Source organism: Sphingopyxis sp. (assembly GCF_050725655.1).
Classification (GTDB): Bacteria; Pseudomonadota; Alphaproteobacteria; order Sphingomonadales; family Sphingomonadaceae; genus Sphingopyxis.
In genome coordinates this window covers 23,151-40,521 of the sequence record NZ_JBOHHT010000058.1, presented here as the reverse complement: position 1 = coordinate 40,521, position 17,371 = coordinate 23,151, and the positions used below count along the sequence as shown (strand labels likewise).

Sequence of the window (17,371 nt, the reverse complement as noted above, 5' to 3'; positions counted from 1 at the left end):
CCCCTCATGCCGACCAAGATTGCCGACGTTGGCGCTGACGCGCTTCGCGAAGCCAAATCCAATCTCGATTCGGACTACGTCCCCGGCGACGACGAAGAGTTTATGAATGAGCGGCAGCGGGATTATTTCCGCGGCCTGCTCCTCGCCTGGAAAAAGTCGATCCTGTCCGAATCCGAATCGACGCTGGCGCATCTTCAGGACGGCCCGCTGCGCGAACCCGACCTGGCCGACCGCGCGTCGAGCGAAACCGACTGGGCGATCGAACTTCGCACCCGCGATCGCCAGCGCAAGCTGATCGCCAAGATCGATTCGGCGATCCGCCGCATCGACGAAGGCGAATATGGCTATTGCGCGGTCACCGGCGAGCCGATCTCGCTTGCGCGCCTGCAGGCGCGCCCGATCGCGACGATGACGCTGGAGGCGCAGGAGCGCCACGAGCGCAACGAACGGATTTCACGCGAAGATTAGTCGGTGAGGATCCCGGTCCCATTTACGATTCCGCAATGACCCGGCCCTAGATTCCGCTCCTCAATCTCAAGAGGAACGGGGCGCAATGGATTCACTAGGACCCAGATCGGTGGACGAGGAAGTCGCGGCGCTGTCGCGCGGCGCCGATCGCGACAGCCTGTTCATGCAGGCCGTCCTGATCCTGCCCGGCAGCCCGGACCCCGTCAGTGTGCGCGTGCGCAACCTGTCACCCGGCGGCATGCTGGCCGAGGCGAACGTCAAGGTCGCGCAGGGCGCGGCGGTCGAGGTCGACCTGCGCAATGTCGGCCCGGTCGCGGGCCGCGTGATCTGGGTAGGCGAGGGCAAGTTCGGCATTGCGTTCGACCGTCAGGTCGATCCGCAGGCTGTCCGTCGTCAGGTGGTTTCGCAGTCCGATTTGCCGCCGCATCTTCGGCGCACGGGCCTCGAGAAAGGGCCCCTCTACCGCCGGCGCTGATGCGTCCTTCACAGGGTGGCATCAGCGGGGCGATAGCGCCGGCGGTCAGCCGACCGCGAGCATCTCTTCCTTCAGTTTCAGTTTCTGCTTCTTGAGCTGCGCGACCACTCCGGTATCGGGGGCGGGGCGGCGCTCTTCATTCGCAAGTTTCGCATCGAGGTCCGCGTGGCGGGACTTCAAGGTGGAAAGGTGCGACGTGCTCATTGGCATTCTCCTTTTCGACTCGATGGGCGGGACGAATTAAATCACGAAACCACCCCGATGTCGTGACGATTCGGTGGGGCGGTCCCCGTTGCGGACCAGTGGTGAACGTGGCAGGGAGGCGATGTGAGCCCCGAGGAAATTACCCAGCGCCTGGAACTGCTTCGCATCGAGCATCGCGACCTCGATGCCGCGATCATCGCGCTTGGCATCGCGGCGGTTCCCGACCAGCTGCAGCTCGCACGCCTGAAAAAACGCAAGCTGCGCCTGCGCGACGAGATCTCCTGGTGCGCGGACCAGCTGCTTCCCGACATCATCGCCTAGGATCGGCCGACATTCGACCCATGCCGGCCTGCAAATGGCGATTTCCCGTGCTTCCGGTGCTCACGTACTGAAGTACGCTGCGCTCCGGGTCACGAAAAATCACCATTTTCGACTCGCCCTGAACCAAATGTCAGCCGATCCTGGTCGCTTGAATCAAAACGGGACGGCTTGCGTTCGTAATTTCATGGTTACCGACGTTGCGGACCCGATAGCGGGCATGGCATCCCCCGCGTCATGGTCGGTGGGCGAGCGAACGTGATGGCAATCGATGTGCCGGTGCAACGCGCACAGGTCGAAAATCTCTATGTCGAGGCGATGCTGCTCGCCGACGAGGCGCACGCCGCCTTTGCGGCGCAGCGCAACCTGGGGCGTGCCGGCGGCGATGCGGCGGCGCAGATCGGGCTCGCGTGCGAATCGCTGAAGACGACGACGCGGTTGATGCATGTCATCGCGTGGCTGCTCCACCGCCGCGCGATGTTCGCGGGCGACCCGGGGGCGGGGCCGAACGACAGCGCGGCGCGGATCGGCGAAGCGGTCGCGGCCGACTGGGCCATATGCGCGAGCTTCGATGTGTCGGTGCGCCGGATTGTTTCGGCGAGCGAGCGACTATTCGAGCGGATCGCGATGCTGGAGGCGGGCTGGGAAGCGCCGGCGGTGACGCCGGTGCAGCAATTGCTGGCACGGCTCGAAGCGCGGCTCTGACGAAGAAGAGCGTTAGCCGAGCCACTCGACCCACGCGCCGTGCGCGTGCGCGTGGGCGATTTTCCTCGGCGCTTCGCCGCCCGGCCAATAGCGCACGACCAGTTCATGATGATGCACCGTCCGGTTCGCCTCGAGCGCCACCCACGCGAGCGGCCGCTCGGCGGTCGCGCGCTTGCCGGCTTCCTCCATCGCGGCGGTCACGCGCGCCTGCTGGTCGGCGGGGACATATTGCCAGACGATCGAATGGATCAGCACGCGCGTCGTCCCCGCGGCCTGCGCGCGCGCGAGTTCGGCCTCGACGAAATCGGCGGCGTTCGCGCGGATCAGTTGCGGCGGCTCCTCGGTCGCGGCGGCGATCGCCGCCTCGATGCGCGCGAAGCGGATATGATGCTCGGGCCAGATATAGGCTTTCAGCCGCAGCGCTTGTACGGGATCGGTCAGGTCGACGGGGGCGACGTCGCAGCCTTTGAGGCCGACGAACTCGATCGGATGCTGTGGCGGATGGTTGCCGCGCCATTCGGGGGCGAACGCCATTGCGCCCGGCTTTGGCCCGACATGCACGCCGCCGAGGTCGTAATGATAGCGGTCGATCATCAAGTTGATCCCGCCGCTCGATCCGATTTCGAGGCAGTCGAAGCGCGGCAGGCCGTGGTCGGCGAGCCAGAGCATCGCCGCGATAAAATTGGACGAGCGCCCCGCCTCGTTGGTTTGCGGGGGGCCGTCGAGCCAGGGGAGCAGCGTCGCCTCGTGCCGCGCGACGACGCCGGCGATGATCGTGGCGTCGTTGATGTCCTCGGAATCGGCATAGATCGGCGCGAGTTCGTGCGCGGTTCCCGACAGGTGGAGCGCGTGGATGCCGCCGGCGGCGCGCAGCGGCAGTGCATCGGCGAGCGGGGGGCCCTGCCAGCCGGCGATGCGGCGCGCGAATTCGCTCGCCGGCTTGTCGAGCAATGCGCCCAGCGCGGCGACGACGCGGGCGGTGACGCGCGCATCGTTGGCGCGGCAATAGGCGACCTGGTTGGTAAAGGCGGTGCGGACGGTCTTCGGGCCCGTCTCGGCCATGTCGATGAAGTCGTAGCGCTCGCTCATTGCCCTTTTTCCTCTCGCCGCTTATGGGCGCGCAAGCTTATGCCCGAACCGATCATCTTTGCCATCCCGAAGGGGCGCATCCTCGACGAGGCGCTGCCCCTGCTTGCGCGGGTTGGCATAGAGCCTTCGGCTGAGTTTTTCGATAAGAAAAGCAGAGCGTTAGTATTCGGGACGAACCAGCCGCACATCTCGCTGATCCGCGTGCGCGCGTTCGACGTCGCGACCTTCGTCGCGCATGGCGCGGCGCAGCTCGGCATCGTTGGGTCGGATGTCGTCGACGAGTATGCTTACAGCGAACTTTACGCGCCGGTGGACCTCGGAATCGGCCACTGCCGCCTCTCGCTCGCCGGGCCGGAGGGCAGCGCGCCGCCGGGGCTCGGTGAAAGCCATATTCGCGTCGCGACCAAATATCCCGCGACGACGCGCCGCTGGTTCGAGGCGCAGGGCATCCAGGCCGAATGCATCAAGCTGAACGGTGCGATGGAAATCGCGCCGAAGCTGGGGCTCGCATCGCACATCGTCGATCTGGTTTCGACCGGCCGCACGCTGGTCGAGAACGCGCTCGCCGAACAGAAGATCATCAGCGAGGTTTCGGCGCGGCTGATCGTCAACCGCGCGGCGTTCAAGCTGCGCTCGGCCGAAGTGCCGGCGCTGGTCGAGCGCTTCCGTCAGGCTGTAGGGCAGGGCGATGCGGCGGCTTGATGCTTCCGAACCCGGCTTCGCCGCCGAGTTCGACGCGCTGGTCAACGATCGGCGCGAGAGCACATCCGATGTGTCGGCCGACGTCGCCGCGATCATCGCACGGGTGAAGGCCGAGGGCGACACCGCGCTCGCCGATTACACCGCGAAATTCGACCGCTTCGATCTCGACACGAGCGGCTGGAGCATCTCGAAGGAGGAATGCGCTGCGGCTTATGAAGCATTGGCGCCCGATCTCCGCGATGCGCTGAACCTCGCGGCCGACCGCATCCGCGCTTATCACGCCGCGCAGCGTCCCGAGGATCGCGACTATCGCGACAGCACGGGCGCACGGCTCGGCGCGCGGTGGAATGCGGTCGATGCGGCGGGGGTCTACGTCCCCGGCGGCCGCGCCGCCTATCCCTCGTCGGTCTTGATGAACATCCTTCCGGCGAAGGTTGCCGGAGTCGAGCGCATCGTGATGATGACCCCGACGCCGGGCGGCGAGACCAACCCCGTGGTGATGGCGGCCGCGCATATTGGCGGGGTCGACGAGATATGGCGCATCGGTGGTGCGCAGGCGGTCGCAGCGCTCGCCTATGGCACCGACAGGATCGCGCCGGTCGATGTCGTCACCGGCCCGGGCAACGCGTGGGTCGCCGAGGCGAAGCGGCAGGTCTATGGCGTCGTCGGCATCGACATGGTCGCGGGGCCGAGCGAGATCGTCGTTGTCGCCGACGCGAAGAATGAGCCGCATGTCATCGCCGCCGACCTGCTCAGCCAGGCCGAGCATGACCCGACGAGCCAGTCGATCCTCTTCACCGACGATGCTGATTTCGCCGACGCCGTGGCGGAAGCGGTCGATGCGATCATCCCGACGCTCGGCACCGCGGCAACGATGCGCGAAAGCTGGGACGCTAACGGCGCTGTCATTATCGTGCCGACCCTCGCCGACGCGATCCCGCTCTGCGACCGGCTCGCCCCCGAGCATCTCGAACTCGCGGTCGATTCTGCCGAGGCCGATGCGCTGTTTGCCAAGGTGCGCCATGCGGGCTCGGTCTTCCTCGGCCGCCAGACCCCCGAAGCGATCGGCGATTATGTCGCGGGTCCCAACCATGTGCTGCCGACCGGCCGCCGCGCGCGCTTTTCGAGCGGGCTGTCGGTGACCGACTTCATGAAGCGCACCAGCTTCCTCGCGCTCGACGACGCGAGCCTCGCCGCGATCGGCCCGGCGGCCGTCGCGCTTGCACGGGCCGAAGGTTTGCCCGCGCACGCGGCATCGGTCGCCAACCGTCTCAACTCATAGACAGGAACCCCCCATGACCATTTCGCTCCACGACGCCGTCATTCCCTCGCAAATCCAGATCTTGGGTTCGGTTCGTAACCTGCTGACCAGCGCCGAAAAATATTGCGCCGAAAAAGGTCTTGATGCGAAAGAGATCATCAAGGCCCGGCTGGCGGACGATATGCTGCCCTTTTCCTATCAGGTGAAATCGGCCGCCGAGCATTCGCTCGGCGCGATCGAGGGGGTTCGCAAGGGCAGCTATTCGCCCGACACCGGCCCCTTTCCCGATAATTTCGCCGACCTCTTCGCCAAGATCGATAATGCCAGCGAGGCGCTCCGCGCGATCGATCCGGCCGAGATCGACGGCTTCGTCGGGCAGGATATGAAGTTCGTCTTTGGCGAACATTCGCTCGATTTCACCGCCGAATGCTTCCTGCTGACCTTTTCGCAGCCGAATTTCTATTTCCACGCCACCACCGCGTACGACATCCTGCGCTGGAAGGGCGTTCCCTTGGGCAAGCGCGATTTCATGGGCGCGCTGCGCACAAAGGCCGTCGCATGAACAAGCGCACCCAGTCCCGCTCGGCCGCCCGTCTCGCTGCGGTCCAGGCGCTCTATCAGCATGAGATGGAGGCCACGCCCGTGGCCAAGCTGATCCACGAATTCCATCAGCACCGGATCGGCGCGACGATCGAGGACGAGGAATATGCCGCCGCCGACACCGCCTTTTTCGACGACATCGTGAAGGGCACGCTGGCGCGCCTCGAAGAGATCGACGCAGCGATCGTCGGGCGGCTCGCCAGCGGCTGGTCGATGGAGCGGCTCGACCGCACGATGAAGGCGATCCTGCGTGCGGGCTCTTACGAGCTGATGGCGCGCGGCGATGTGCCCGTCGGCGCGGTGGTCAGCGAATATGTCGATGTCGCGAAGGCATTTTTCGACGCGCGCGAGGCGGGCTTTGCCAACGGCCTGCTCGATGCGATCGGCAAGGATGTGCGGGCGAAGTAACTGATTTCTCCCTGGGCGAAGCCATGGGGAGGGGGACCGTCCGCGTAGCGGATGGTGGAGGGGCTGCACCGGCGCGCCATCGGCCCCTCCGTCAGCGCTGCGCCTTTGGCGCAGTTTATCCTGAGCGCCTGCAAGGCAGTCGAAGGGCGCTGCCACCTCCCCATCGCTGCGCGACAGGGAGGATCGACGGTATCTTTTATACCGCTCTGGTATGTCCTACGCTCTTCGTATGAGCGAAGCCGATTTCATCGCCCGTCTGCGTGCCATCGCGACCGATCCCGCCGCGCGCGGGCTGGCCGACGACGCCGCGGTGCTGGACGGGCTCGTCCTCACCCACGACATGATCGTCGAGGGCGTTCATTTCCTTCCCGACGAACGGCCGCAGGATGTCGCGTGGAAGCTCGTCGCGGTGAACCTCTCCGATCTGGCGGCGAAGGGCGCGGCGCCGCTCGGCGTGCTTGTCGGGTACAGCCTGACCGGCGACGAATTTTGGGACGCGGCCTTCGTGCGCGGTCTGGGCGATGTGCTGCGCCGGTATGAAGTGCCGTTGCTCGGGGGCGATACGGTCGGCATTCCCGCCGGTGCCCCGCGCACATTCGGGCTCACCGCGATCGGCAAGGCGCCTGCGACCGGCGCACCCGCGCGGAGCGGAGTAAAGCCCGGCGACCAGGTCTGGGTCACCGGCACGATCGGCAGTGCGGGGCTTGGCCTCGCGATGCGGTTGGGGCAGGTGGATCCGAACGAGACCTGCCTCGCCGCCTATTGCCGTCCCGAGCCTCAACTCGCCTTCGGGCAGGCGGTGGCGCCGCACGTCCATGCGATGATGGACGTGTCCGACGGCCTGCTGATCGACGCGCAGCGCATGGCCGAAGCGAGCGGATGCCAGCTTGGCATCATGCTGGAATCGGTGCCGCTGGCGGCTGCGCTGCTCGCGGTGCGCCCCGACGTGCTCGACACGCGGCTCGCGGCGGCGACCGCGGGCGACGATTATCAGTTGCTGTTCACTGCCGACCCTTCGGCCGCCGCGGCGATCCGCGAGATCGCGGCCGGGCTGAATGTCGCCGTCACGCCCCTCGGTCATGCGGGGGTCGGCGAGGGAATCACGCTGACGCACCGGGCGCAGCGGATTGCGCCGCCCGAGCGGCTTGGTTTCATGCACTGACGCGAAAACACGGAAAAGCGCGGAATAACCGGGCTTGCCCTTGGCTTTCTTTCTTCCCATAAATCGGCGTCCAAATTTGGGGCGGTCGCATCAGGGGAGAGAGCGAACCGGCATCAACAAGTCGGACGTGCTCGACTGCTATCTTCTGCGTCGCCCTTCTCAACGGGAAGGAATAGTCACGCATGAATCCGGTTTTGATCGCGATAGCGTGCGGCCTTGTGGCCGTGCTCTATGGGTTCATTACCTCGCGGCAGGTGCTCAGCGCCTCCGCCGGTAATGAAAAGATGCAGGAAATCGCCGCCGCCATTCAGGAAGGCGCCAAAGCCTATCTCGGCCGCCAATATCGTACCATCGCCATCGTCGGCGTCGTTGTCGCCATTCTCGTCTGGTGGTTTCTTGGCGAGGTTTCGGCCACAGGCTTCCTGATCGGCGCCATCCTGTCAGGCGTCGCCGGCTTCGTCGGCATGAATATCTCGGTGAAAGCCAACGTCCGCACCGCGGCCGCGGCGCAGACCGGGCTGCAGGCGGGCCTGACCATGGCATTCCGTGCCGGCGCGATCACCGGCATGCTCGTGGCGGGCCTTGCCTTGCTCGCGATCTCGGTCTTCTTCTGGTATCTGACCGGCCCCGGGGGCTTCACCGTTGGCGGTGAGGATCGCACCGTCGTCGACGCGCTCGTCGCGCTCGCTTTCGGAGCCTCGCTGATCTCGATCTTCGCGCGTCTTGGCGGCGGCATCTTCACCAAGGCCGCCGACGTCGGCGCCGACCTCGTCGGTAAGGTCGAGGCCGGAATTCCCGAGGATGATCCACGCAACCCCGCAGTGATTGCCGATAACGTCGGCGACAATGTCGGCGATTGCGCCGGCATGGCAGCCGATCTGTTCGAAACCTATGTCGTCACGGTTGGCGCAACGATGGTGCTGATGGCGCTGCTCTTGAAGGGCGCGGGCGACATGCTCGTTCCGTTGATGAGCCTGCCGCTGTTGATGGGCGGCGTCTGCATCATCACCTCGATCATCGGTACTTACTTTGTCCGTCTCGGCAGCGGCAAGAATGTCATGGGCGCGATGTACAAGGGCTTCCTCGTCACTGCGGTCCTCTCGATCCCGGCGATCTGGTTCTCGACCAGCTACATCTTCAAGGGTGACATGACGACCGACGTTACGGGCCAGACGTTCAACGGCAGCGACCTTTTCTATTGCTCGCTGCTCGGACTGATCATCACCGGCCTGATCATCTGGATCACCGAATATTACACGGGCACCAATTATCGCCCGGTGCGCTCGATCGCCAAGGCTTCGGAAACGGGCCACGGCACCAACGTCATCCAGGGTCTGGCGATCAGCCTTGAATCGACCGCGCTGCCCACGCTCGTTATCTGCGTCGGCATCATTGCCTCGCACCAGATCGCCGGTATCGTCGGCATCGCCTTTGCGGCCACTGCGATGCTGGCACTCGCCGGCATGGTCGTCGCGCTCGACGCTTATGGCCCCGTCACCGACAACGCCGGCGGCATCGCCGAAATGGCGGGCCTCGACGATTCGGTTCGCGAAAAGACCGACCTGCTCGACGCCGTGGGCAACACGACCAAGGCGGTGACCAAAGGCTATGCCATCGGGTCCGCGGGTTTGGCGGCGCTGGTGCTATTCGGTACTTATACGGCCGACATCACCGAATATTCGGCCAAGCTCGGCCTGACCGAACCGCTGACTTTCTCGCTGTCGTCGCCTTACGTCATCGTCGGGCTGTTGCTCGGCGCGTTGCTGCCGTACCTGTTCGGGGCGTTCGGCATGACTGCGGTCGGCCGCGCGGCGGGCGAGGTCGTCAAGGATGTTCGCGACCAGTTCAAGAACAACCCGGGCATCATGACTTATGAGAGCAAGCCCGACTATGCGCGCACGGTCGACCTCGTCACCAAGGCGGCGATCAAGGAAATGATCATCCCGTCGCTATTGCCGGTGCTGGCGCCGATCGTCGTGTTCTTCGTGATCCGTGCGGTTGCGGGTCCGGCCGCGGCGCTTGAGGCGCTCGGCGCGCTTCTGCTCGGCGTCATCGTCAGCGGGCTGTTCGTCGCCATCTCGATGACCTCGGGCGGCGGCGCATGGGACAATGCCAAGAAATATATCGAGGACGGCAACCACGGCGGCAAGGGCAGCGAGGCCCATAAGGCCGCGGTGACCGGCGACACCGTGGGCGATCCGTACAAGGATACCGCGGGTCCGGCGGTCAACCCGATGATCAAGATCACCAATATCGTGGCGATCCTGCTCCTCGCGGCGCTGGCGCACGGTTAAATCTGCCACTCTTGGGCAAAGAAAGCCCCGCCGGAGCGATCCGGCGGGGCTTTTTCATTCGGTCATCAGGTTCTACGACCCGGTCGCCAGCCTCACGACGGTGGCTTGCGAACAACTGTCGTCATTGCCCGCCTTGCACGATTTTTCATAGAGCTGGAGCGCGCGAGCCAGATCCTGCGGCAGCCCGTCGCCGCTTTCATACGCCGCCGCTGCGAAGTGACAGGCGTAGCTGCCATAGGGGTCGTCGCTTTTGCTGATGTCGCAGGCCGTCCGGTACATCGCGATGGCGCGTGCGGCGTCCTGCGGCGCGCCATTGCCGTCGCGGTACATATGGCCGAGCGTCAGGCAGTCGATCGCGGCGCCATCGTCGCAACCCTGCCGCATGGCTTCGAAGGTGACGGGAGCCGGGTCGGACGGATCGGGTTCGGGCTCCGCTGCCGCCTCGGCCGCCGCAACCGCTGCGGCCGCACTGTCGGCCTCCGCCGCTGCACCGTCGGCCTCCGTCGCTGAAGCCAGAAATGCCTCGACTTGTTCCACGGCATCGCACGCGGCGGCGTTGCCGAGGTCGCAGCCGCGCCGGAAATATTCGAGCGCCCGGTTCATATCGGGTTCCACGCCGCCCCCCTCGCGCGTGTATTTCGAACCGAGCAAGGCGCAGGCCGCGCCGTCATCCATGCCGCATGCCTGCCGGTAAAGCTTAGCGGCGCCGGCAGGGTCGCCCGCCTCTTCAGCCTCGGCTCCCGCCTGTCCGAGTTCCGAGCGCGGCGTGGCTTCCGCCTGCGCCCAGCCTGGTTGCGCCCAGCCTGTGAAAGCGAGCATCGATGCTGCTGACAAGACGATCCGCCCGTATGCCATATTGTCCCCTCCCTATTGCTGCCTGCGTTAGACACGCATCCCCCGACGCAAAAGTCTCACCGCCCGGCCTTCATCTGCTGCGCATAACCCGCCTGGACCATCGCGCTCATCCGATCGAACAGCGCATCGGGGTCGCTGCGACGGAGGCCCGCGATCATCGCTTCGGCGCCCTCGGCGACCACCAGTTCGCGCGTTCCGGCATCGACCGCTGCCAACATCTGCGCCGCCGCGTCGTCGGGGGACAGGCCATTTTCGATCGCGGCGTCGCTTTCCCCGCGCGCGCTGCCGTCGGCGTTGAGCGCGTTGCGGCTGACGTTCGTCCGCACCGAACCCGGCGCGACGACGAGTATCTTCAGCCCCAGATGCTCATTTTCGGCGCGCACGCTGTCATGATAGCCGATCAGGCCATGCTTGGCGGCCGAGTAAGCGCTGCGCAGCGGCACGCCGGCGATCCCCGCGACGCTGGAGATCGCAATAATCTGTCCGCCGCCCGCGCCGACCATGCGCGGCAGCAATTGCTGCGTGAGGGCAATCGGGGCGAGCAGATCGACGCCGATGATTTGCTGATAGACCGAAAAGTCGGTCTCGATCGCAAGGCTGCGCTGCGAGATACCGGCGTTGTTGACGAGACCGTCGATGCGGCCCTGCCAGCCCCAGGCCCGATCGGCGATCGCGGGGAGGGCGGCATAATCGGTCGCCTCGAACGGCAGGAGCAGCGTTTCGGTATCGCAATCGGCGGCGACGGCTTCCAATGCCGCAACGTTGCGCCCCGACAGGATCAGCTTTGCGCCGCGTGCCCCGAGCGCGCGGGCGAGCGCCGCGCCGATGCCCGAGGAGGCGCCCGTGATCCACCAAACTTGACCCTGCATACCGGCTCCCTATCTCTGATTTCGTTTCAACCTGAAACGGGCATGAGGAGCCGTCAAGGTGCCGACCGACGCATTTCCGCGGAGGGGTGGCAATTTTGTTGCGAATCTGTTATAATAAATATCAACACGCCGACACCCTGCCTCTTCCCGCCGCTCGGGCTGGGGCACATTCGGCGTTTCCGATGGAGCCATATCCCTTGTCACTCTGACTGGCTAGCGCGGCCCGAATGCTCATCCCCCTCAATACGGAGGGCCGGATGTCCCGGTGTTGTCGCAGTTTCCGGCCAGGGTCAAGGCACAGAAAGGAATTTGCATGTCCGTGAACACGCTCTTGTTTGAAGTCGGCGATTATGTTGTTTATCCCAAACATGGCGTGGGGCGCGTCATCGAACTGCAGCGGTCGGAAATCGCCGGCATGCAGCTCGAACTTTATGTCCTGCGCTTCGAAAAGGAAAAAATGACGCTTCGCGTGCCGACCAACAAGGCCGAAGGCGTGGGCATGCGCAAGCTGTCGTCGGACAAGACGCTGAAGGAAGCGCTGCAGGTCCTGACGACGAAGCCGAAGGTGAAGCGCACCATGTGGTCGCGCCGCGCCCAGGAATATGAAGCAAAGATCAATTCGGGCGACCTCGTGTCGATCGCCGAAGTGACCCGCGACCTGTTCCGCGCCGACGACCAGCCCGAGCAGAGCTATTCGGAACGGCAGATCTTCGAAGCGGCATCGAGCCGCCTCGCGCGCGAACTGGGCGCGATGGAAGAAAGCGACGAAAAGACCGCGCAGGCAAAGATCCTTCAGATCCTCAACGAACATGCGCCGCTCTACTACGTCGAAAAGGTGTAAGCTGCTGGCTTAGCGATAAAGGCAAGGGCGGTCCGAAAGGGCCGCCCTTTTTCGTTTATCCCTCTCCCCTTGGGGGAGAGGGCAGCGAGACTTGCGAGCTTGCTGGCTAGTCGCAGCGGGTGAGGGACGGGAGGCAGCATACCCTCACCCAGCTTCAGTTAGGCAGCAAGCTGCCAAGCTTGCGCAACCCTCTCCCCAAGGGGAGAGGGAAGTCAGGGATAGGCCGCGCTGACGAAATACAGCCCGTCGGGCGGCGCATTCAGCCCCAATGCGTTGCGATCTGCCGCCTCCAACGCCGCCTTCAAGTCGCGCGCCGACCATTTGCCGTAGCCGACAAGCGCGAGGCAGCCGACCATCGAGCGGACCTGATGGTGGAGGAAGCTGCGCGCCGCGGCCTCGATAATCAGCTCTTCGCCGTGACGGCTGACGGTCAGTTTATCCAGCGTCTTCACCGGGCTTTGCGACTGGCAATGCGCCGAACGAAACGTCGTGAAGTCGTGGAGGCCGATGAGGTGCTGCGCCGCCGCGTGCATCGCATCCGAATCGAGCGGCCGGGCAACCTGCCACGACAGGCCCTTGTCCCATGTCAGCGGCGCGCGGCGATTGACGATGCGATACTCGTACGACCGGCCAACGCAGGCAAAGCGCGCATGCCAGTCGTCGGGAACGATCTCGCACGCCACCACCGCGACCGGCGCCGGGCGAAGCTGGGCATTCAGCGCCTCGGTCAGCTTGAACGGGGTCAGCGGCTTTTCGATGTCGACGTGCGCGCGCATCGCGATCGCGTGGACGCCGGCGTCGGTGCGCCCGGCGCTGAACACCTGGACGGTCTCGGCGGTAAAGCGGTGGATCGCTTCCTCGATCGCCTGCTGGACGCTCGGGCCATGCGCCTGCCGCTGCCAGCCCATAAAGGGGCGGCCGTCATATTCGATGGTGAGGGCGAAGCGGGTCATGCGAGGCGGGTGCCCGCCGCGATTGCGCGGCCGCGCAGCAGTTCGCCGGCGTCCATTGCGGGCTTGCCGGCGCGCTGGACGCGCACCGCGCGGATCGCGCCAGGGTTGCAGGCGATGGTGAGGCGGTCGTCGAGCGTGACGCCGGGCGTCGCGCCCGCGACGGTGTCGGCGGGATGGACGACCTCGGCCGTCAAAAGCTTGTAGCGTTCGCCGTCGAGCTCGAAAAAGGCGCCGGGCATCGGGTTGAACGCGCGGATCTGGCGCTCGACCTGCACCGCGCTGGTCAGGAAATCGAGCCGCGCTTCGCTCTTGTCGATCTTGGCCGCGTAAGTGACGCCTTCGTCGGGCTGCGCCTCGGGCGCGAAGGCGTGGAGGTCGCCGAGCACCTTGACCATCAGCCCGGCGCCCATCGCCGCGAGTTCGTCGGTCAATTCGCCCGCGGTCTTGCCGTCGACCGGAGTCCGCCCGATCAACCGCATCGCGCCGGTATCGAGCCCGATGTCCATCTGCATGATCGTCACGCCCGTCCCGGCATCGCCCGCGAGAATCGCGCGCTGCACCGGCGCGGCGCCGCGCCAGCGCGGCAGGATCGAGCCATGGACGTTGAGGCAGCCTTCGCGCGGCGCGTCGAGCACCGCCTGCGGCAGGATCAGGCCATAAGCGGCGACCACCGCGACATCGAGGTCGAGCGCCGCGAATTCGGCCTGCGTTTCTTCTGTCTTGAGGCTCTTCGGCGTGCGGACAGGCAGGCCATGGTCCTCGGCCCAGCTATGCACCGCGCTTTGCTGTACTTTCTTGCCGCGCTGTGCGGGGCGCGGGGGTTGGGTATAGACGGCCACGATCTGATGCCCCGCAGCGTGGAGCGAGGCAAGTGTCGGCACCGCAAAGGGCGGCGTTCCCATGAAGGCGATACGCATGGCGTGGGGCTTTGGCGGAGGTTTGGGGATGGCGCAACCCTCCCTCTCCCCTTGTGGGAGAGGGCAGCGAGACTTGCGAACTTGTTCGCTAGTCGCAGCGGGAGAGGGGGCACGCGCCGCCGCAACCCCTCTCCAGCCTTCGCTAGGCGCGTTGCGCCAAGCTCCGGCATCCTCTCCCGCAAAGGGGAGAGGATTGTTGTGCGGCCCCGCGCGGCGCGATAGGTGCGGTGCATGGCGTCCACCGAAATCGAAGCGCTCGTCCAGCAACTCGCCCGCCTGCCGGGCCTCGGCCCGCGTTCGGCGCGGCGCGCTGTGCTGCACCTGATGAAGAAGCGCGAGAGTGCATTCATGCCGTTGCTCGCAGCGCTCCACACCGTGTCCGAACGGCTCGTCACCTGCGGGATTTGCGGCAATGTCGACACGCAGGATCCGTGCGCGATCTGCGTCGACCCGCGCCGCGATGCGCGGTCGCTGTGCGTCGTCGAGGAAGTCTCAGACCTGTGGGCGCTCGACAAATCGCGGCTCTTTCCGGGCAAATATCATGTGCTCGGCGGGCGGCTGTCGGCGCTCGAGGGCATTCGCCCGCAGGATCTGGCGATCGACGCGCTGGTCGCACGCGTCGCGGCGGGCGGGATCGACGAGGTCGTCCTCGCAATGAACGCGACGCTGGAGGGGCAGACGACGGCGCATTATCTCGCCGAGCGGCTCGAGGGCTATCCGGTGCGGCTCACGCAGTTGGCGCACGGTTTGCCGGTCGGTGGCGAGCTCGATTATCTCGATGAGGGGACGCTGGCGCAGGCACTCAGGGCACGGCGACCGGTGGGTTGACGTCCGGCGTTCGAGTTCATACCTGCACGCCATGGCCTTACTCCCTATCATAGAGACCCCGGATCCCCGGCTGCGCGTCATTTCGAAGCCCGTCGAAAAATTCGATGCCGAGCTCAAGACGCTGATCGCCGACATGTTCGAGACGATGTACGACGCCCCCGGTATCGGGCTGGCGGCGATCCAGGTCGGGGTGGCGAAGCGCATCCTGGTGATCGACCTGCAGGAACCCGATCCCGATGACGAAGAGGGCAAGGCGCTGATCCGTGAGCCGCGCGTGTTCATCAATCCCATCTTTTCGGACGAGTCCGAGGAACATGCGATCTATCAGGAAGGCTGCCTGTCGGTCCCCGAACAATATGCCGACGTGACGCGCCCCGCCGAGGTCACCGTCGATTGGCAGGACGAGGACGGCAAGCATCATCTGGAGCGCATGACCGGCCTGATGGCGACGTGCATCCAGCACGAGCATGACCATCTGGAGGGCATCCTCTTCATCGACCATCTGTCGCGGCTGAAGCGCGAAATGGTGCTGAAGAAGCTCGCGAAGCTGCGCAAGGCGGCGTGACGAATATCGCCTCTCCCCTTGCGGGAGAGGCAGCGAGACTTGCCAGCTTGCTGGCTAGTCGCAGCGGGAGAGGGGCCGCTCCCTTGCGATAAGGTCGAACCCCTCTCCCAGCTTCGCCTAAGCGGCAGAGCCGCCAAGGCTTCGCATCCCTCTCCCGCAAGGGGAGAGGGAATAAGCGGTTACCCCGCCTTCGCCACCGCCACCATCGCGGGGCGTAGCAAGCGATCCTTGAGCATATAGCCCGCCTGCATTTCCTGCACGATCGTGCCCGGCGTCTGCTCGCTCGGGATTTCGAGCATCGCCTGATGCTGGTTCGGGTCGAGCGGCAGGCCGATCGCCGCGATGCGCGTGATCCCGTTGCGCTCGAAGACGCTCAGCAATTCGCGCTCGGTGGCTTCGAGCCCGGTGATCAGCGGCTTGATCGCGTCGTCGGCACGCTGTTCCTCGCTGAGTGCCGCAAGCGCACGGCCGAGATTGTCGGCGATCGACAATATGTCGCGTGCGAATTTCGTCGCGGCATAGGCGTGCGCGTCGGCGATTTCCTTGTCCTTGCGACGCGTGACATTCTGCGTCTCGGCGCGCGCATAGAGCAGGTCCTGCTGAAGCGAGGCGACCTGTTCGGCGAGCTGTGCCAGCTCTTCATTCGTGCCTTCGGCGGGCGTTGCGGCTTCCGCGGTTTCAACTTCGGGGTTCGCGCCGTCGTCGACCGGCGTGTCGTTTTCAATGTTCGTCATAAACCTATCGTATCAGTCTGGAGAGCGATTGTGCGGTGAAATCCACCATGGGAACGATCCGGGCATAGTTCAAGCGCGTCGGGCCGATGACCCCGACCACGCCGACTACGCGCCCGTCCGATCCGCGATAGGGCGCCGCTATCACGGACGAGCCCGAAAGCGAGAATAATTTATTCTCCGAGCCGATGAAAATCCGGGTTGCGGCACCCTCGCGCGCGCTGTCGAGCAACTGCGCGATGTCCTGTTTGGTTTCGAGTTCGTCGAGCAACTGGCGCACGCGGTCGAGGTCGCCGACCGCGCTGTCGTCGAGCAGGTTCGCCTGCCCGCGCACGATCAGCACCGGGCGGTCGGCGCCGTCGGACGACCAGATCGCGAGCCCGCGGCTGACCAGATCCTGCGCGGCGCGGTCGATCGCGATGCGCTCGGCTTCGATCTCGCGCCGGACGCGTGCCATCGCTTCGGTCAGCGTCAGGCCGGCGAGCATCGCGCTGATATAATTGCCCGCCTCGACCAATGCCGAGGGATTGAGCCCGGGCGGGGTGTCGATGACGCGATTCTCGACCGCGCCGTCGCCCGCGACGAGCACGACGAGCGCCTGGCTCGCTGACAGGGGCACGAAGGCGACCTGTTTGAGCACGCGCTCATGCTTGGGAACGAGCACCAGCCCCGCGCACGCCGACAATCCCGACAGCGCCGACGTCGCCTGCGCGAGCGCGCTTTCGATCGGGCCCGCATCGGACAGGCTCGCCTCGATCTGCGCGCGGTCTTCGGCGCTTGGCTCGGCGACCTGCATCATCCCGTCGACGAAAAGGCGGAGGCCCTGTTCGGTTGGCAGGCGCCCGGCGCTGGTGTGCGGGCTCGCGAGCAGGCCGAATTCCTCAAGATCCTGCATGACGTTGCGGATCGACGCGGGCGAAAGGTTGAGCGTCGCGAGCTTCGACAGGGTGCGCGAGCCGACGGGCTGGCCGGTCTCCAGATAGGCATCGACGACCAGCCGGAACACGTCACGGGCGCGCGTGGTGAGTTCGGTGATCGGCGGGGTCGTCATACAGGGGATTTAGGGATGGCGAGGGGATGGGGCAAGCTATGCTCTGGCCAAGCAGCACCTGCGCCGCTAAGCGCG

Annotated in this window: 21 protein-coding genes; 13 read left to right on the top strand and 8 right to left on the bottom strand. The window is 65.5% G+C overall.

Annotated elements, in window-relative coordinates; all coding sequences use genetic code 11:
- The first annotated feature begins 6 nt into the window (after window positions 1-6).
- Complete coding sequence (gene dksA, locus ACREBX_RS08180; protein WP_431561259.1) at window positions 7-468, top strand: RNA polymerase-binding protein DksA; 462 nt, start codon at window positions 7-9, stop codon at window positions 466-468.
- 109 nt (window positions 469-577) lie between these two features.
- On the top strand, window positions 578-943 hold the full coding sequence (locus tag ACREBX_RS08175) for a PilZ domain-containing protein (protein ID WP_431561258.1): 366 nt from the start codon (window positions 578-580) through the stop codon (window positions 941-943).
- Between the two features lie 45 nt (window positions 944-988).
- On the opposite strand, the gene ACREBX_RS08170 is transcribed toward ACREBX_RS08175, so the two are convergent.
- Window positions 989-1,147, bottom strand: a complete 159-nt coding sequence (locus tag ACREBX_RS08170) for a DUF465 domain-containing protein (protein WP_431561257.1) — start codon at window positions 1,145-1,147, stop codon at window positions 989-991.
- A 123-nt stretch (window positions 1,148-1,270) separates the two neighbouring features.
- Here ACREBX_RS08170 and ACREBX_RS08165 point away from each other — a divergent pair, with 123 nt between their 5' ends.
- Both ACREBX_RS08165 and ACREBX_RS08160 read left to right on the top strand, forming a co-directional pair.
- On the top strand, window positions 1,271-1,468 hold the full coding sequence (locus ACREBX_RS08165) for a DUF465 domain-containing protein (RefSeq protein ID WP_431561256.1): 198 nt from the start codon (window positions 1,271-1,273) through the stop codon (window positions 1,466-1,468).
- Window positions 1,469-1,726: 258 nt separating this feature from the next.
- Entirely contained in the window at window positions 1,727-2,170 is a 444-nt protein-coding gene (locus ACREBX_RS08160) for a DUF1465 family protein (RefSeq protein WP_431561285.1), read from the top strand.
- Window positions 2,171-2,182: 12 nt separating this feature from the next.
- Here the strand turns inward: ACREBX_RS08160 and ACREBX_RS08155 are convergent, their stop codons facing one another.
- Window positions 2,183-3,259, bottom strand: coding sequence for a DUF2332 domain-containing protein (locus tag ACREBX_RS08155; RefSeq protein ID WP_431561255.1), 1,077 nt, complete (start codon window positions 3,257-3,259; stop codon window positions 2,183-2,185).
- Window positions 3,260-3,298: 39 nt separating this feature from the next.
- Here ACREBX_RS08155 and hisG point away from each other — a divergent pair, with 39 nt between their 5' ends.
- The 6 genes from hisG (at window position 3,299) to ACREBX_RS08125 (ending at window position 9,686) form a co-directional block, all read left to right on the top strand.
- Window positions 3,299-3,961: an ATP phosphoribosyltransferase gene (hisG, locus tag ACREBX_RS08150; protein WP_431561254.1), complete on the top strand. Its 663-nt coding sequence runs from the start codon at window positions 3,299-3,301 to the stop codon at window positions 3,959-3,961.
- Window positions 3,948-5,243 carry a histidinol dehydrogenase gene (gene hisD, locus ACREBX_RS08145; protein WP_431561253.1) on the top strand — a complete coding sequence of 432 codons (1,296 nt, stop codon included), beginning with the start codon at window positions 3,948-3,950 and terminating at the stop codon, window positions 5,241-5,243. Before hisG ends, hisD begins: the two co-directional genes overlap by 14 nt.
- A 13-nt stretch (window positions 5,244-5,256) precedes the next feature.
- Window positions 5,257-5,784: a DUF1993 domain-containing protein gene (locus tag ACREBX_RS08140; protein ID WP_431561252.1), complete on the top strand. Its 528-nt coding sequence runs from the start codon at window positions 5,257-5,259 to the stop codon at window positions 5,782-5,784.
- Window positions 5,781-6,230 carry a transcription antitermination factor NusB gene (nusB, locus tag ACREBX_RS08135; RefSeq protein WP_431561251.1) on the top strand — a complete coding sequence of 150 codons (450 nt, stop codon included), beginning with the start codon at window positions 5,781-5,783 and terminating at the stop codon, window positions 6,228-6,230. The genes ACREBX_RS08140 and nusB overlap by 4 nt, the downstream gene beginning before the upstream one ends.
- Before the next feature lie 229 nt (window positions 6,231-6,459).
- Window positions 6,460-7,392, top strand: a complete 933-nt coding sequence (gene thiL / locus ACREBX_RS08130) for a thiamine-phosphate kinase (RefSeq protein ID WP_431561250.1) — start codon at window positions 6,460-6,462, stop codon at window positions 7,390-7,392.
- A gap of 182 nt (window positions 7,393-7,574) precedes the next feature.
- A complete protein-coding gene (locus ACREBX_RS08125; protein ID WP_431561249.1) occupies window positions 7,575-9,686 on the top strand; it encodes a sodium-translocating pyrophosphatase in 2,112 nt (703 codons plus the stop codon).
- 72 nt (window positions 9,687-9,758) lie between these two features.
- Here the strand turns inward: ACREBX_RS08125 and ACREBX_RS08120 are convergent, their stop codons facing one another.
- Both ACREBX_RS08120 and ACREBX_RS08115 read right to left on the bottom strand, forming a co-directional pair.
- Window positions 9,759-10,541 carry a tetratricopeptide repeat protein gene (locus ACREBX_RS08120; RefSeq protein ID WP_431561248.1) on the bottom strand — a complete coding sequence of 261 codons (783 nt, stop codon included), beginning with the start codon at window positions 10,539-10,541 and terminating at the stop codon, window positions 9,759-9,761.
- A gap of 56 nt (window positions 10,542-10,597) precedes the next feature.
- Window positions 10,598-11,410: an SDR family NAD(P)-dependent oxidoreductase gene (locus ACREBX_RS08115; protein WP_431561247.1), complete on the bottom strand. Its 813-nt coding sequence runs from the start codon at window positions 11,408-11,410 to the stop codon at window positions 10,598-10,600.
- Window positions 11,411-11,723: 313 nt separating this feature from the next.
- On the opposite strand from ACREBX_RS08115, the gene ACREBX_RS08110 reads away from it, so the two are divergent.
- Complete coding sequence (locus ACREBX_RS08110) at window positions 11,724-12,251, top strand: CarD family transcriptional regulator (protein ID WP_431561246.1); 528 nt, start codon at window positions 11,724-11,726, stop codon at window positions 12,249-12,251.
- Window positions 12,252-12,463: 212 nt separating this feature from the next.
- Here the strand turns inward: ACREBX_RS08110 and truA are convergent, their stop codons facing one another.
- On the bottom strand, window positions 12,464-13,204 hold the full coding sequence (gene truA, locus ACREBX_RS08105) for a tRNA pseudouridine(38-40) synthase TruA (RefSeq protein ID WP_431561245.1): 741 nt from the start codon (window positions 13,202-13,204) through the stop codon (window positions 12,464-12,466).
- Window positions 13,201-14,121 carry a methionyl-tRNA formyltransferase gene (gene fmt / locus ACREBX_RS08100; protein WP_431561244.1) on the bottom strand — a complete coding sequence of 307 codons (921 nt, stop codon included), beginning with the start codon at window positions 14,119-14,121 and terminating at the stop codon, window positions 13,201-13,203. The genes truA and fmt overlap by 4 nt, the downstream gene beginning before the upstream one ends.
- Before the next feature lie 231 nt (window positions 14,122-14,352).
- Here fmt and recR point away from each other — a divergent pair, with 231 nt between their 5' ends.
- Complete coding sequence (recR, locus tag ACREBX_RS08095; protein ID WP_431561243.1) at window positions 14,353-14,949, top strand: recombination mediator RecR; 597 nt, start codon at window positions 14,353-14,355, stop codon at window positions 14,947-14,949.
- 31 nt (window positions 14,950-14,980) lie between these two features.
- Window positions 14,981-15,514, top strand: a complete 534-nt coding sequence (def, locus tag ACREBX_RS08090; protein WP_431561242.1) for a peptide deformylase — start codon at window positions 14,981-14,983, stop codon at window positions 15,512-15,514.
- A 179-nt stretch (window positions 15,515-15,693) separates the two neighbouring features.
- On the opposite strand, the gene grpE is transcribed toward def, so the two are convergent.
- A complete protein-coding gene (grpE, locus tag ACREBX_RS08085) occupies window positions 15,694-16,248 on the bottom strand; it encodes a nucleotide exchange factor GrpE (RefSeq protein WP_431561241.1) in 555 nt (184 codons plus the stop codon).
- Between the two features lie 4 nt (window positions 16,249-16,252).
- Window positions 16,253-17,296 (bottom strand): heat-inducible transcriptional repressor HrcA, encoded by a 1,044-nt coding sequence (gene hrcA / locus ACREBX_RS08080; RefSeq protein ID WP_431561240.1) that lies wholly within the window; start codon window positions 17,294-17,296, stop codon window positions 16,253-16,255.
- Window positions 17,297-17,371: the final 75 nt, after the last annotated feature.